This window comes from Nonomuraea sp. NPDC049400 (assembly GCF_044466425.1).
Taxonomy (GTDB): domain Bacteria; phylum Actinomycetota; class Actinomycetes; order Streptosporangiales; family Streptosporangiaceae; genus Nonomuraea.
Window position 1 is genome coordinate 1 of sequence record NZ_JBITMP010000064.1, and the last position, 13,546, is coordinate 13,546.

The 13,546-nt window shown below is 69.0% G+C and carries 12 protein-coding genes and 1 pseudogene; 5 read left to right on the plus strand and 8 right to left on the minus strand.

Annotation, left to right across the window (positions count from 1 at the left end; translation table 11 throughout):
• Positions 1-156: 156 nt before the first annotated feature.
• From ACIBVN_RS52415 to ACIBVN_RS52435, 5 genes are all read right to left on the minus strand, one after another.
• Positions 157-894 carry a hypothetical protein gene (locus tag ACIBVN_RS52415; RefSeq protein WP_397149012.1) on the minus strand — a complete coding sequence of 246 codons (738 nt, stop codon included), beginning with the start codon at positions 892-894 and terminating at the stop codon, positions 157-159.
• A gap of 306 nt (positions 895-1,200) precedes the next feature.
• On the minus strand, positions 1,201-1,950 hold the full coding sequence (locus ACIBVN_RS52420; RefSeq protein WP_397149014.1) for an aminoglycoside adenylyltransferase domain-containing protein: 750 nt from the start codon (positions 1,948-1,950) through the stop codon (positions 1,201-1,203).
• Between the two features lie 238 nt (positions 1,951-2,188).
• On the minus strand, positions 2,189-3,103 hold the full coding sequence (locus ACIBVN_RS52425; RefSeq protein ID WP_397149016.1) for a hypothetical protein: 915 nt from the start codon (positions 3,101-3,103) through the stop codon (positions 2,189-2,191).
• Positions 3,100-3,690: a TnsA-like heteromeric transposase endonuclease subunit gene (locus ACIBVN_RS52430; RefSeq protein WP_397149018.1), complete on the minus strand. Its 591-nt coding sequence runs from the start codon at positions 3,688-3,690 to the stop codon at positions 3,100-3,102. Before ACIBVN_RS52430 ends, ACIBVN_RS52425 begins: the two co-directional genes overlap by 4 nt.
• 151 nt (positions 3,691-3,841) lie before the next feature.
• Positions 3,842-4,612: a class I SAM-dependent methyltransferase gene (locus ACIBVN_RS52435; protein WP_397149019.1), complete on the minus strand. Its 771-nt coding sequence runs from the start codon at positions 4,610-4,612 to the stop codon at positions 3,842-3,844.
• Between the two features lie 538 nt (positions 4,613-5,150).
• On the opposite strand from ACIBVN_RS52435, the gene ACIBVN_RS52440 reads away from it, so the two are divergent.
• The 5 genes from ACIBVN_RS52440 (at position 5,151) to ACIBVN_RS52460 (ending at position 10,186) form a co-directional block, all read left to right on the plus strand.
• Positions 5,151-5,354: a ferredoxin gene (locus ACIBVN_RS52440; protein WP_397149021.1), complete on the plus strand. Its 204-nt coding sequence runs from the start codon at positions 5,151-5,153 to the stop codon at positions 5,352-5,354.
• Complete coding sequence (locus ACIBVN_RS52445) at positions 5,351-6,625, plus strand: cytochrome P450 (protein ID WP_397149023.1); 1,275 nt, start codon at positions 5,351-5,353, stop codon at positions 6,623-6,625. Before ACIBVN_RS52440 ends, ACIBVN_RS52445 begins: the two co-directional genes overlap by 4 nt.
• A gap of 95 nt (positions 6,626-6,720) precedes the next feature.
• Complete coding sequence (locus ACIBVN_RS52450) at positions 6,721-7,362, plus strand: GNAT family N-acetyltransferase (RefSeq protein WP_397149025.1); 642 nt, start codon at positions 6,721-6,723, stop codon at positions 7,360-7,362.
• A 55-nt stretch (positions 7,363-7,417) separates the two neighbouring features.
• Entirely contained in the window at positions 7,418-8,875 is a 1,458-nt protein-coding gene (gene argG, locus ACIBVN_RS52455) for an argininosuccinate synthase (protein WP_397149027.1), read from the plus strand.
• Between the two features lie 147 nt (positions 8,876-9,022).
• On the plus strand, positions 9,023-10,186 hold the full coding sequence (locus tag ACIBVN_RS52460) for an acyl-CoA dehydrogenase family protein (protein ID WP_397149029.1): 1,164 nt from the start codon (positions 9,023-9,025) through the stop codon (positions 10,184-10,186).
• Between the two features lie 167 nt (positions 10,187-10,353).
• Here ACIBVN_RS52460 and ACIBVN_RS52465 read toward each other — a convergent pair.
• From ACIBVN_RS52465 to ACIBVN_RS52475, 3 genes and pseudogenes are all read right to left on the minus strand, one after another.
• Positions 10,354-10,569 (minus strand): annotated as a pseudogene (locus tag ACIBVN_RS52465) (DUF2332 family protein); the annotation flags it as partial.
• A complete protein-coding gene (locus ACIBVN_RS52470) occupies positions 10,539-12,401 on the minus strand; it encodes a DUF2264 domain-containing protein (RefSeq protein ID WP_397149030.1) in 1,863 nt (620 codons plus the stop codon). The pseudogene ACIBVN_RS52465 and the gene ACIBVN_RS52470, both read right to left, overlap by 31 nt.
• Positions 12,401-13,483: a LacI family DNA-binding transcriptional regulator gene (locus ACIBVN_RS52475; protein ID WP_397149032.1), complete on the minus strand. Its 1,083-nt coding sequence runs from the start codon at positions 13,481-13,483 to the stop codon at positions 12,401-12,403. The genes ACIBVN_RS52470 and ACIBVN_RS52475 overlap by 1 nt, the downstream gene beginning before the upstream one ends.
• Positions 13,484-13,546: the final 63 nt, after the last annotated feature.

The window sequence follows — 13,546 nt, forward strand, 5'->3', positions numbered from 1 at the left end:
GCCTCCTTCGACCTGCTGCGCCTACAGATTCTCCATGCGGACTGAAGGAGGCTCGTAACTCTCGCGAACAGATCACAGTAAGTGGATCAGAACCGCACTAATGGCCATTGACAGGCGGCGGTACCACAATTGCCCGGCAGCCCTTCGCGATATCCCCTATTGCGGTCGCATGAGGTCGAGATCCTCGCCCCATGCGTCCAGCACCGCGCCGTGTCCGGAGCGCCGGACCGCTGCCTCTACACGGGCGAAGAGGCGCCGTTGCAAGGGGGTGTCGCCCATTCCTGAGATGCGATACACGGCGTCGAGCAGCATGCCTGTGTCCCAGCCGGGCAACGGGTATCGGGCGAGTTCCCACTCCAAGTACTTGTTGTAGGGGCGCGGGCGACGGTCGAGAGCGAAGAGCAGCTCAAGGAGAAACCGGATGCTGTCAGCCGCATCGAGGCGGGCGGCGAGTGCATGCCCGTCACGGTCGTTCTTGATGGAGCGGTAGAGGGAGTTGGCGTAGGCGTCGAGCCATTGACCGGAGTTCCGGAATGCTTCATCGGCGTCGAGCCGTGCCTTGGCGGCCAGGATGTGGGCGATGCCTCCGTCGAGCCGGTCGAGGACGACCCTGGCGCGGGCGAGGGCGTAGCGCTCGAAGCCGGGCATTCCGGCCGCGCGGAACTCTGCGAGCGAGAGGATCACCAAGTCGAGTTCGGGGGTGCGGTGGCCCGTAAACCGGGTGAGATCCGTTGCGGCGCCGTCGGCAAGGACGACGCACAAGTCGTAGTCCGAGTGCTCGGTGATCATGCCGTCGTGGGCGTGGGAACCCTTGAGGACGAGTCCGGAAACGGCTGGATCGGCGACGGCGATTTCGACGAACGCATGGTAGGTGAGGGGCTGCTGAGTGGGCATCGTGTGATCTCCGGTGGGATGGTGCCGGCTATGCCTGTCGGGGCGGCCTCGCCTGTGGGGGCCACCCGCACCGTCTGCGGCGGCACTGAGCCGCTGCCCCGAGATCAACGCACGTGTGGACGCTATCACCCCGAACCGTCGAAGAGATGGCTCTCTGAGTAGCTAGCCACACCAACCAGGTAGAGGAGCGGCGAAACATGCCAGATAGGTGAGACGCACGCCAGATCTCATGAGAGACAAGAAGCCTATGATTCCAAAGTTTGATGTTGTTTTGGTCCAGGGTCGTCGGCGGAACTGGAGGCCGCGTTATGCCGATGTGTCGGTGATCCTAGAAAGGATCCAGTGAACGAATCGCGTGACCTCGCGTGGGTCGAGCTCGGCAGCGGGTAGGCATCGCTGGTGATCGAGGGCTGACTGGACCAACTCATGGCCCATGGTCGACAGGCGGTGGAGCGCCCACTGTCCACCGTCGATTTTGGACACGAGTGTGGCATCTGCTGCGAACCGCCAGGCACGACATGCATTGAGCACTGCGTATTCACCAGGCGCGTGCTCTGCGGCCCAGCGCAACTCGGGCACCAGTCGGGCCATGATCAAATCATGGGCGACTGGAGCGAATACCTCGGCCGGGACGCGGCCGGGACCGACGAGGCGACCAGCCTGGTGGCATACGGCAAAGTGCAACACCAAGTCCGGGTCTCCCTCGTGCTCATGACCATCGACGACCTTGGTGTCGTCGGGAGCTGTAGTGACATGGAGCTCGAAGGGCGGCTGTGCCGTGGGGTGCCGGGTGACCGGGAGGGTAACGACGCTCAGTTCCAGCCCGTGAGCAGGGCAAGGTAGGCGGTCGGTGCTTAGCCGTTCTGCGGCGGCTGCCTGCTCATCTGCCGTCATGGGGTGCTCGCAGACGGCAAGGACGTCGATGTCGCTGCGCCGGGCGTCGAAGCCGCCGAGCACTGCGGACCCATGTAGGTAGACGCCCACCAGGCGTGAGCCAAGCACTGCGGCCATCGCGGATGCGACGTTGCTGATGTAGTGGCCTGATAGAGAGTCCATGATCCGGACTATAGGGATGCCGTAAGGCCATGAGTGAGATGGGTGACACGAAGCGGGGTGAAGTCGGTATTGGACATGATTGTGAAACTACCGACAAGGTCGACATCACGTCTGCTCGCCCAGGCGGTGAGCTTCTCGCGGAATGGCGGCCCGGATGGGCGTAACAGCTTCCCAGGGTCGTAGTCCCTCTCCGGCCAGCAGCAGCGCGGCCTCGGGTAGGTCTAGGTCTTCGGCGGTTTCAGGTGAGTGCAGGTGGTGAGGCTGGCCGGGTTCCCAGAGGGAGCGGTTTGAGCTGTCGGGTCGACGTTTCTGATCTTGGGGTGGTTGAGGACCCGGTTGGTGACGGCGGTGGGGTGGTAGTCGTCGCAGTATTCGTGCAGAGGGTGCCGGCCCAGGGGTCGTAGCGGCGTTGGTTCATGAAGTAGCGCAGCGCGTCCAGCATGCTGCCGGTGAAGTTGAGTTCGTCGATGATGAGCATCGCAGCGGCGCTGAGCAGTGGCCCGGGCTGGTAGTGGAGCAGGTCGCCGCAGCGTTCGCGGGCGGTGGGTCCGGCGGTGAGGGCGAGTTGGTCGCGCAGGTGGCAGAACTCGTGGAAGGTCCACCAGAGGTAGGCGTCGGTGCCGGTGGGGAGCATCTCCGGGGTGCCGAAGTAGATCGCCAGGCGGAACAGCAGCTCATAGAGATCCCAGAACGCCTTGGTGGGTTCGATGGGGCCATCGCGTGGGCGGCGTAGCCGGGCCAGGAGGTCCTGCTGGATGCGCAGCAATTTCTCGTTTCCGGCAGGCTGGCTGGAGAGCCGGGCGAGTTGTTGCCGGCAGTTGCGGGTGCCGATGATGCGCCCCTGCGGGCCGAACGGTCCGTTGCATTCACGCCGGTAGCGGGGGTGTCGCCGACGCTGATCCGGGTGTGGCAGCTCAGGCACCAGCCGGTCAGATAAACGCGGTGGATCGGGCAGACCACGCAGGGCAGCAGGTGCCAGGAGATGCGCCGGATCGGGTCGGGGCCGGCCAGGCAGCGGGGACAGACGGCCGCGGTCTCGGCGCGCCAGCGCCCCGAACCCGGCCGGCCCGGCCGCCAGCGCTTTCAGCAGCTGTCCCTGCAAGCCCAGCGGGTCTTGCAGCGGGCGGCGCTGCGCGGACATCGCGTCGATCACGACAGCACGTGAGGGCGCCACCCCGCCACCACCGCATATCGCCACCCGACCGCCCACGCCACCTCCCGCGCCGCGGCGAAGGCGACGTCATCCCGATCTCGGATCAACGAAGCGGGCCGGACATCGAACAGCCACGCTGATCCGTCTCGCAGCACCGCCAAGAAATCCGGGACGTGCTCGCGGAAGCCGTTGTCGGCCTCGAACCGCAGCCGAAACGGCTGCGGCAGGACCTCCATCACGGCGCCGGCGAAGTCCAGTGCCAGCAGCAGCTTCTGCTCCGCCAGCGACTCGAACCCGTGCATCCGACCGGTCGACACCATGAATTGCAGGCCTGGGCGGTGGCGCTGGTTTGTTCGCCAGGAGAACCGTCGAACCGGTACGCACTCCAACGCCGGCACGGCCGCCAGGTCCCGGGCCGGGCATACCAGCTCACCTGCCGGCGTCCGCCACGTCCCTCTCCATCGGCGTGGCCACTGCGGGCCCAGTAACAGCGAACCCCGCGACTGCTCACTGAAGGTGTGAGCGCAGAACAGCTCCTCCAACCCGCAGGACTCCGACCGCACCTCCGGAGCGTCGCGTACTGTCATCACTCAACCACAGCACTCCTGAAGCAGACGTACCACCGATTCCGCCAAGAACAGGACCTGTGGAGGGCCTTCCCTGCCGTGACTGAGCGCTTCAGTTCGGGAATCGCCCGCTGAAAACGCTCAGTCACCACGATTGATCGTTACGAGGCGCCTAGCTGGCTTCGAGAACGAAGAACAAGAAGCACAGGAACCTCGTGCGGGTGGGCTCGATCTCGCGGAGCTCCTCGGGGAACAGTTCGCGGGCTTCCGGCACAAACGGCGGTTCGCTGATGACGCTGATGCGAAAGCCAGCCGCGGTGAAGGCTTCGGTCATCGCGTGCAGCGGCCGGTCCCAGAACTTCATCTGGGCGGTCTGCCCACCCATGGTCCATTCATCGATCCGGATACGGGTCTCGAAGTACTTGGGCTTTTCCCCGGCCATGTGCTGAAAGAGAGCGACGGAGAAAGGATGGTCGACCGAGACGAGCAGTCTGCCACCAGGCTTCAGCACGCGTCTCAGCTCGGCCAGTGTCGGTCCCCAGTCTTCCAGGTAGTGCAGCACCAGGGACGCGGTGACGTCGTCAAACGCCTCGTCGGGGAAGGGCAGTGGGCCAGCCAGGTCGGCGACCCGCAGATCCGCGTCGGCGCCCAGCCGGCGTCGGGCCTGCTCCAGCATCCCGGCACTCGCGTCGATGCCGGTGACGATGGCGCCTCGATCGCGCAGCTCGGCGAACAGGGGGCCCGAGCCGCAGCCGGCGTCGAGGATGCGCCGGCCGGTCACGTCCCCGGCGAGCTCCAGCATCGCTGGCCGCTCGTAGTACGCGTTCAGGAGGCTCGTCTCGTTCTCGGCCGTGTACCCATCGGCGATCATGTCATAGGCGTTGAGTGCGGAGGGGTTTGCGGTCTCAGCGTGATCTTCGGGCATGGTAGGCATGCGGGCCATTGTGGCCCAGCAGTCTCGGCGGCACAGACATACGACAGATCCGGATCAAGCATGCAAACGGCCTAACATCCCTCTCGCCAGCGAAGACAGCAGATCGAGCCGGACCGAAGCAGCCTCTCCTCGCTCCTCGTATGCGCGGAACTCGCTAACTCAAGCGCACATCCGCCGACTCAGGCGCTCAGTCAGACCTGCCTGGCGGAAACGCGGGGCCAACTATCGCTCCCAGATGGGCCACCTATTGCCCCCGTGGGCCAACTAGTGCCCCCAACGTCACCCGGGCCGAACCTCCTGCCTTACACGCGCCTGATGACATCTCCGATGGCCTGCTGCCAGGTCCGCTGACATCCCCGATGCCTTTCTGACATCTGCAAGCGCGTCAGACACGGATGGCGCCGCGATTCTCCTTGACATATCAAATGAACGGTTTTTTGATATCGCTCATGGGGGCGACATCGTAGGCGTCACTCCCGCGGAACCGGCACCTTCACGGAACGGAGACCACCGGACAGTCAGGCAGGAACCAGACAGGAACGAGGCAATGAGAGTACTGATCGACTCCGAACGTTGTCACGGGCACGGCCGCTGCTACGACCTCGCCCCCGACCTGTTCGGCGAGGACGACGAAGGCTACGGGACGGTCCTCGGCGACGGCTCGGTCTCGCCGGGCGAGGAGCCGCGCGCGCGTCTGGCTGCGGCCAACTGTCCCGAACGGGCGATCGACCTCGAAGGAGCCGGGCGATGACGGTGGACGACCGCTTCGGCGAAGACCTTAAGAGGTCGCGCGACGAACGGTTCCGCAACGGCTACCAGAGCGAGATCGTCACGGATCCCGTCTCGGACTGGGCGACCGACTTCTCCCACGTCGATCCGCAGTGGGCGGCCGATCCGTACCCGATCCAGGACGACTTAAGGCAGCGCTGCCCGATCGCGCACACCGAACGGTTCGGCGGCGCGTGGCTACCCACCCGCTACGAGGACGTGGCGGCCATCGCGTACGACACCGATCACTTCAGCTCCCGGGCGATCGTCGTGGGCAACGTCAGGCCGCCCAGGGATCTGGCGCCGGTGGGCGCCGTGCCGCCGATCTCCTCCGACCCGCCCTTCCACCACGACGCGCGCAAGCTGCTGCTGCCCGCCTTCACCAAGAACGCCGTCGCCAAGCTGGAGCCGGCGACCAGGGCGTTCTGCCACCAGCTCATCGACGCGTTCGCGGGACGGGACGTCGTCGACGCCGCTCGTGACTACGCCCAGCACATCCCGACGCGGGTCATCGCCGACATGCTCGGCTTCCCTCAGGAGGACACGCCGATGTTCGGCGAGTTCGTCGAGAGCGCGCTCGAAAGCATCAACCGGCCGCAGGAAGAGCGCATCGAGCGGTTCACCCGGCTGTCGGACTACCTGCTGGCCCAGATCCGCGACCACGTCGCCAACCCCCGCGACGACCTGACGAGCTACCTCCTCGACGCCGAGTTGCTCGGCCAGAAACTCGACCCCAACCACGTCCTTGGCACGATCAACCTGCTGCTCATCGCCGGCATCGACACCACCTGGAGCGCCATCGGCGCCTCCCTGTGGCACCTGGCCAAGACCCCGGCCGACCGCGAGCGGCTGGCCGCCGAGCCCGCCCTGCTGCCCACGGCGATGGAGGAGTTCCTGCGGGCCTACGCGCCCGTCACCATGGCCCGCCTGGTCAAGGAGGACATGCACTGGAACGGCGTGGACATGAAGGCCGACGACTGGGTCCTCCTGCCGTTCCCTGCGGCCAACCGCGACCCGGCCCAGTTCGAGCGGGCGGGCGAGGTCGTCATCGACCGCGAGGTCAACCGGCACGCCGCCTTCGGCCTGGGCATCCACCGCTGTGTCGGCTCCCACCTGGCCCGCATGGAGCTCCGCGTGGCTCTGGAGGTCTGGCTGGAGCGCGTCCCGGACTTCACGCTCGCGGATCCCTCGGCCGTGACCTGGGCCGCCAGCCAGGTCCGCGGTCCCCGTACACTCCCGATCAGGATCGGCTGATCCGAGCGGGACAGTTCTGACACCGCCGTGCCTCCCGCGAGCCGGCCTCGCGATCCGGAAGTCGAACGTCCGGAACGGGTCCTAGCATGCCGGGCATGACAGAGGACACCGCTCCGGACACCACGCTTCCTGCACCGTCGCTGACGGCCGGGCAGCTGACCATCGTCCCCGCCAACGAGGCGTCCTGGGACGACCTTGCCGCGATCTTCGGCACCGACGCGGGCCGGTGCCAGTGCCAGAGGTTCAAGGTCGTCGGCTGGATCTGGCGCGACTCCACGCAGGAGCAGCGGACCGCGATGCGCCGGGCGCAGACCGCCTGCGGCGAGCCGGACTCCGCGGCCACCAGCGGCCTGGTGGCCTACGTCGGGGACGAGCCGGCGGGGTGGGTCGCGGTCGAGCCGCGGACGGCCTACCCCAAGCTGCGCACCTCCCGGGTCCCGTGGGCCGGCCGCGCCGAGGACAAGGACGACGACGGCGTCTGGGCGGTGACCTGCTTCGTGATCCGGAAGGGCTACCGCGGCCGCGGGCTGACCTATCCCCTCGCCCTGGCCGCGATCGGCTTCGCCCGCGAACGCGGCGCCCGGGCGCTCGAGGCGTACCCGATGATCACTCAGCCCGGCAAGGAGATCACCTGGGGCGAACTGCACGTGGGCGCCCGTCAGGTCTTCGAGGACGCCGGGTTCGAGGAGGTCAGCCACCCCACCGTCCGGCGGGTGGTGATGCGGGTCGACTTCTGACGACAGGGCGGTGCGCGTTGCATGGCCATGCATTGGTGTGTATATACTTCTACTCGTGTCCAAGATGCTCACCTCCCTGCCTGTCGGCGAACGCGTCGGGATCGCCTTCTCCGGCGGCCTCGACACCTCGGTAGCGGTCGCGTGGATGCGCGAGAAGGGTGCGGTGCCGTGCACCTATACCGCTGACATCGGCCAGTACGACGAGCCCGACATCGGCTCGGTGCCCGGTCGCGCCAAGGCGTACGGCGCGGAGGTCGCCCGGTTGGTCGACTGCCGGGCCGCCCTCGTGGAGGAGGGGCTCGCGGCCCTGGCCTGCGGGGCGTTCCACATCCGCTCCGGCGGCCGTACGTACTTCAACACCACCCCGCTCGGCCGGGCCGTCACGGGCACCCTGCTGGTGCGCGCGATGCTCGAGGACGGCGTGCTGATCTGGGGCGACGGCTCCACCTTCAAGGGCAACGACATCGAGCGGTTCTACCGGTACGGCCTGCTCGCCAACCCCTCCCTGCGGATCTACAAGCCGTGGCTGGACGCCGACTTCGTCAGCGAGCTCGGCGGCCGCAAGGAGATGTCCGAGTGGCTGCTCGCCCACGGCCTGCCCTACCGGGACAGCACGGAGAAGGCCTACTCCACCGACGCGAACATCTGGGGCGCGACCCACGAGGCCAAGGCGCTCGAGCACCTCGACGCGGGCATCGAGATCGTCGAGCCGATCATGGGCGTGCGGTTCTGGGACCCTGCCGTCGAGATCGCCACCGAGGACGTCACGATCGGCTTCGAGCAGGGACGGCCGGTCACCATCAACGGCAAGGAGTTCCCCTCCGCCGTCGACCTGGTGCTGGAGGCCAACGCCATCGGCGGCCGGCACGGCATGGGCATGTCCGACCAGATCGAGAACCGCGTCATCGAGGCCAAGAGCCGGGGCATCTACGAGGCGCCCGGCATGGCGTTGCTGCACGCGGCGTACGAGCGGCTAGTCAACGCGATTCACAACGAGGACACCCTCGCCAGCTACCACAACGAGGGACGGCGGCTGGGCAGGCTGATGTACGAAGGCCGCTGGCTGGACCCGCAGGCGCTCATGCTGCGCGAGTCGCTGCAGCGCTGGGTCGGGGCGGCGGTCACCGGCGAGGTGACCCTGCGGCTGCGGCGCGGCGAGGACTACTCCATCCTGAACACGTCCGGGCCGGCCTTCAGCTACCACCCGGACAAGCTCTCCATGGAGCGCACCGAGGACTCCGCCTTCGGGCCGCTCGACCGCATCGGCCAGCTGACCATGCGTAACCTCGACATCGCCGACTCCCGCGCCAAGCTGGAGCAGTACGCCAGGCTCGGCCTGGTCGGCAGCGGGCAGCCGACGTTGATCGGCGCCGCGCAGGCGGCGGCCACCGGGCTGATCGGGGCGATGCCTGAGGGCGGGGCCGAGGCGATCGCCTCGCGCGGCGAGGTCGGCGAGGTCCCCGACGACGACGTGCTGCTCGACCACGCCGCGATGGAGTCCGGCACCGACTGACCGGGCACGACGGAGAAGGCCGCAGCCGGCGGCGGACAGCGGGTCCGCCGCCGGCTCTTCTTTGGAGTCACCGGCTCTGGACAACGCGGCACTTACGTGATCTGACGGAGTAAGAGCGCCGACGATCACGAACAGGAGTACCTGGACATGAGCGATACGCCGCGACTGCACACCGCCGGCACCGCGCCGCTGGAGCGGGCCCGTGACCTGCGCCCGCTGATCGAGCGCGACGCCGACGCCGCCGAGGCGCAGGGCAGGCTCACCACGCCCGTCGTGGACGCCCTGCATGAGGCAGGACTTTTCGGCATATGGGTCCCGACGCCGCTCGGCGGTGCCGAGCTGTCCCCCAGGGAACTCATCGCCGTCTTGGAGGAGCTCTCGTACGCCGACCCCTCGACGGGCTGGGTGGTCATGGCCACCACACTGGAGAACGGCACGGCCGGTGCCTACCTGGGCGACGACGCCGTCGAGCGGATCTTCAAGGGGCCGCGGATGCCGCTCTTCGCCGGCCAGGGCACAAGGCCCGGCACCGCCGTACGCGAGAACGGCGGTTTCCGTCTCAGCGGGCAGTGGAGCTTCGCCTCGGCCATGCTGCACGCCCAGTACGTCCACAGCCTGGGCGCCATCGAGGGCACCGACGAGGTCCGGATCTTCATCACCCCGATCGAGGACGCCAAGATGCTCGGCAACTGGGACGTCCTGGGCCTGCGCGCGACAGGCAGCATCGACTACGCCATCGAGGGCGCCTTCGTGCCGGAGTCGCAGACGCACGTCTTCGACCAGAACGAGCCGCTGCGCGGCGGCGCGATCTACCGGCTCGGCCTGGTCAACCAGGCGCTGATCTGCCACTCCGCCTGGGCACTCGGCGTCGGCCGCCGGCTGCTCGACGAGCTGATCGGCTACGTCGCGGCGCGGACCGGGCGGACCGGCCAGATCGCCGGGAGCGACGCCTTCCACGCCGACTTCGCACGCGCCGAGGCGAAGTTCCGCGCGGCGAAGGCCCTGGTGCACGAGACGTGGGACGACGTGGAACGCGCCCTGGACTCGGGCCGCCACCTCGACGTACGCCAGGACACGATGGTGCGGCTCGCGCTCAACCACATCACGTGGACGGTCGCCGAGGTGGCCCGGTTCGTCTACGCGTCGGGCGGTACGACTGCCGTGCGCGACGGGCTGATCCAGCGGCTGTTCAGGGACGTAAACACCGGCACCGCGCACATCACCTCGAGCCCGCAGGCGCTGCAGGAGTGCGGCCGCGAGCTGGCGGGGCTGGCCGCGGGCCAGTCGTGGGCGCTCATGGCCCTGGAGTGATCCACTGTTGACACTTCCTCGCTGCGGCCGTCGCCGAGGTGGCGGCGGCTCAGCGGCTGGTGCTGTCCCCGGTGGTCGAGATGACGCCGCTGGGGTTCGGCCGCAGCCCGTCGCTGATGAAGGCGCTGGCCGAGCGCACCGGGCTGCACGTGATCGCGGTGACCGGCTGGGTTGAGGTCCACGCCGGCCCGCCAGACCACCCTGGGGCACCCCGCCGGGCAGCGGAACCGGCCCATCCGTGTGGCACTCGAGCACGACCGGGCCGTCGGCGGGCCCGGCCACATGCCCGTCGCCGTAGCGGTACCGGTAGCGGTCCGGAAAGAGGCAAAGCCCTGCCGACGCGCCGACTCGATCAGCGCCAGGGGCTGCGGCAGGGCGGCGAGGTGGTGACGTCACCGAGACGGATCTTGACCGGCTCACCACCGGACAGCGTCACGGTGACCTCCTCGCCGTCGACCTGTATCGCAGGCGCGGGCGGCTCCTGCCCGGCTCCCGTGAGCAGGACCAGGCTGGCGTACACGGCGGTGCCGCCGGGATGGGCGTCGCAGGTCACGTACGGCGTGGCGGAGTCCCGGCCGAAGGCGTTGACACCGTCCGCGGTCGACACGCCCGCCCCGGTGTAGCCGTGCAGCCCGCGCACCACGCTGGTCAGGCCGTCCGCGCGCCGGGCCTGCGCCAGGACGCCCTCGGACCGGGTCGCGGGCGGCTGCCGGTCGGCGAGCGCGTGGCCGCCGTCCCGCACCTGGTGCCCGGCGGGCGCCGTGACCTGGTGGAGGCGTATCTCGGCCGGGCCGTCGATCAGGGAGGCGGTCACCACGCGGACCGGGCCGTCCTCGTAGGCCGAGGCGGCGAAGCACTCCCCCACGGTGAGGCGCTCGATGCGGCGGCGCCGGGAGGTGACTCCTTGCGGTGAGAGCACGGCGAGCTGCCCGTCGATCGCCTCGTCGCCGATGTCCGGGCCGGTGTGGCTGGTGTAGGCGAGCCTGAGGTAGTGGGGGTCGGGCGGACCCTGGGGATCCTGCACGCGATCGCGGTCGCTGCCGTGGTTGACGATCCGGACGACGCCGTCCTCGCGGGTGGCGTGCAGCAGCCAGCCGGGCGCGGGCATCGCCACGACCTGGTCGGCGAGGTCGACGGGCGCGGCCTCTTCGGCGTCCGTCCAGACCGGGTGCCCCGGTGGCAGCAGCAGGCCGAGGAAGGCCTTGCTGGCCCAGTACGGCGAGGCGGGGCCGGAGTAGTCCTGTTTGCCGGGCGGGAAGTCGTCGTACCAGCCGCACGTGAGCAAGCCACGGCCGTCGGGGGCGCCGCGCTCGGCGAAGTGGCGCAGCACGCCGCTCGCGATCCGCCTGGTCCGCCCCGGCGGAAGAGGCGAGGCCCCGGTCAGCGCGCCCAGCCAGAGCGGTGCCACCGTGGCGAACCGGTAGATGAGCGAGCGTCCCTGGTGCAGCGGCCCGCCGTCGGCGGCGAAGAAATGCTGGTACTGCTCCAGGAACCGGCTCAGGCGATCCGCGTAGAGCTGCCGGCGGGCGGTGTCGCCGGCCATCCTGGCCCACAGCGACGGATACAGGTGCATCGCCCAGCCGGAGTAGTAGTCGAAGTTCTTGCCCTTGCCGTCGGAGTACCAGCCGTCGCCGACGTACCAGTCCTCGATCCGCTCCAGCCCGCCGGTGATCTCGGCGGGGTCGTGCGGCCCGCCGACCTCGGCCAGGAACTGCTCCACGACCACCTGGAAGAGCACCCAGTTGTTGGCCGGCGTGCGCCGCCCGACGAACCCGGCCAGCCACGCCACCACCCGTTCCTGCTGCGCCGGAGAGAGCCGGTCATACAGCCACGGGCGGGTCTCGTGCAGGGCGAGCGCCACGGACGCGGCTTCGACGAGCGGCTGGGACATGTCGGCCAGGGGCGGCCAGGCATACCGGTGCGCGGGGTCGGTGCCGGCCACCAGCCCCGCTGCGTAGCGCTCCAGCAGGGCGGGCGGTACGGCGCCGCCTGCCCCGGCGATGCGGAAGGCCGCGAGCAGGAACGTGCGGGCGAACCCTTCAAGCCCGTCGCTCACCGGACCTGACCGGCTCGCCGGACCGGGCAGGCGGAACTGGGCGAAGCCGTCCGTGGCGTACGGCACCACGGCGTCCAGCAGGTGGTCCGCCATGCTCTCCCAGTGAGCGCGGGTCCAGCCGGTGTGCGGGGACAGTCGAGGATCGGTTGGCGGCAGCATCAGAGTGACAGCGGTTCTTCCAGGTTGGGGCGTACCGAATCGCGGACGACGATGTGGGTGCCGAGCATGACGTGCTGGGCGGTGCCCGCGGCGTCGCTCTCCAGAGCCAGCCGTACGGCGGTGCGGCCCAGCTCCTCGTGCGGCACGTGAACGGTGGTGAGGTCGATGTCGGCCGCCGGGGGAAGATCGTCGAAGCCGACCAGCGAGACGTCATCCGGGATCCGCAGCCCGCGCTCGCGCAGCGCCTCGCGCGCGCCCGCGGCCATCAGGTCGTTCCCGGCGAAGACGGCGGTGAAGTCTCGTGGCCCCGCGTCGAGCCGCTCACGCATCATGCGGTAGCCGTCGCGCCGGTCCATGACCACGCTGTCGACCTCCAAGCCGGGGTCGTGCGGGACGCGGTGCGCGGCCAGCGCCGAGCGGTAGCCGGCGATCCGGCTCTCTGGCGTGGTGTAACCGGCCCGCCGCCCCAGGAACAGGACGCGTTTGTGGCCGGCGGAGAGCAGGTGGCTGGTGATCGCGTAGGCGCCGCCGGTGTTGTCGTACTCGACCACGATGGCCGGCACGTCGTCGCCCAGCGGGGGCCGGCCGCACAGCACGAGCCGCGAGCCGGCCACGGCCAGCGCGCGGGCGTAGTCGGCCATGCGCTCGCGGTAGGCGTCGTCGACCGGCATGTTGCCGACGAGGATGACGGCTTCCGCGTGCTCCTCCCGCAGCAGCTGGACCGTGGCGAGCTCCCGCTCGGGGTCGCCGCCGGTGGTGCCGACGATGCACAACCGGCCTTCGCGCGCGGCCTGGTCCTGCACTCCCTGCGCGACATGGGCGTAGTGCGGGGAGACGACGGAGGTGACCACGATGGCCACACTCTTGGGGCGTACGCCCGCCAGCCCTCGGGCATGGGCGTTGGCCACGTAGTCCAGCTCGCGCACGGCGCGCATGACCTTGCCGCGCGTGGCGGGAGCGCTGGGATAGGTGCCGGACAGGATCCGGGAGACGGTGGCGACCGAGACGCCGGCGTGCCTGGCCACGTCCCGGATCGTCGTGGGGCGGGGCCGTCCGTCTTCGGGCATGGCCCGACGAGGCATCCGACCTCCCTCTGTCCCGGTAAGCCCATGTAACCGCTTGAACGGATGATGGCGCAGGCAAAT

Excerpts from the sequence above, each read along its gene's own strand:
- ACIBVN_RS52415 (WP_397149012.1), bottom strand. The coding sequence starts at position 894 with ATGCCCACTCAGCAGCCCCTCACCTACCATGCGTTCGTCGAAATCGCC.
- ACIBVN_RS52420 (WP_397149014.1), bottom strand. The coding sequence starts at position 1,950 with ATGGACTCTCTATCAGGCCACTACATCAGCAACGTCGCATCCGCGATG.
- ACIBVN_RS52440 (WP_397149021.1), top strand. The coding sequence starts at position 5,151 with ATGAGAGTACTGATCGACTCCGAACGTTGTCACGGGCACGGCCGCTGC.
- ACIBVN_RS52435 (WP_397149019.1), bottom strand. The coding sequence starts at position 4,612 with ATGGCCCGCATGCCTACCATGCCCGAAGATCACGCTGAGACCGCAAAC.
- ACIBVN_RS52430 (WP_397149018.1), bottom strand. The coding sequence starts at position 3,690 with ATGACAGTACGCGACGCTCCGGAGGTGCGGTCGGAGTCCTGCGGGTTG.
- ACIBVN_RS52445 (WP_397149023.1), top strand. The coding sequence starts at position 5,351 with ATGACGGTGGACGACCGCTTCGGCGAAGACCTTAAGAGGTCGCGCGAC.
- ACIBVN_RS52475 (WP_397149032.1), bottom strand. The coding sequence starts at position 13,483 with ATGCCTCGTCGGGCCATGCCCGAAGACGGACGGCCCCGCCCCACGACG.
- ACIBVN_RS52450 (WP_397149025.1), top strand. The coding sequence starts at position 6,721 with ATGACAGAGGACACCGCTCCGGACACCACGCTTCCTGCACCGTCGCTG.
- ACIBVN_RS52460 (WP_397149029.1), top strand. The coding sequence starts at position 9,023 with ATGAGCGATACGCCGCGACTGCACACCGCCGGCACCGCGCCGCTGGAG.
- ACIBVN_RS52470 (WP_397149030.1), bottom strand. The coding sequence starts at position 12,401 with ATGCTGCCGCCAACCGATCCTCGACTGTCCCCGCACACCGGCTGGACC.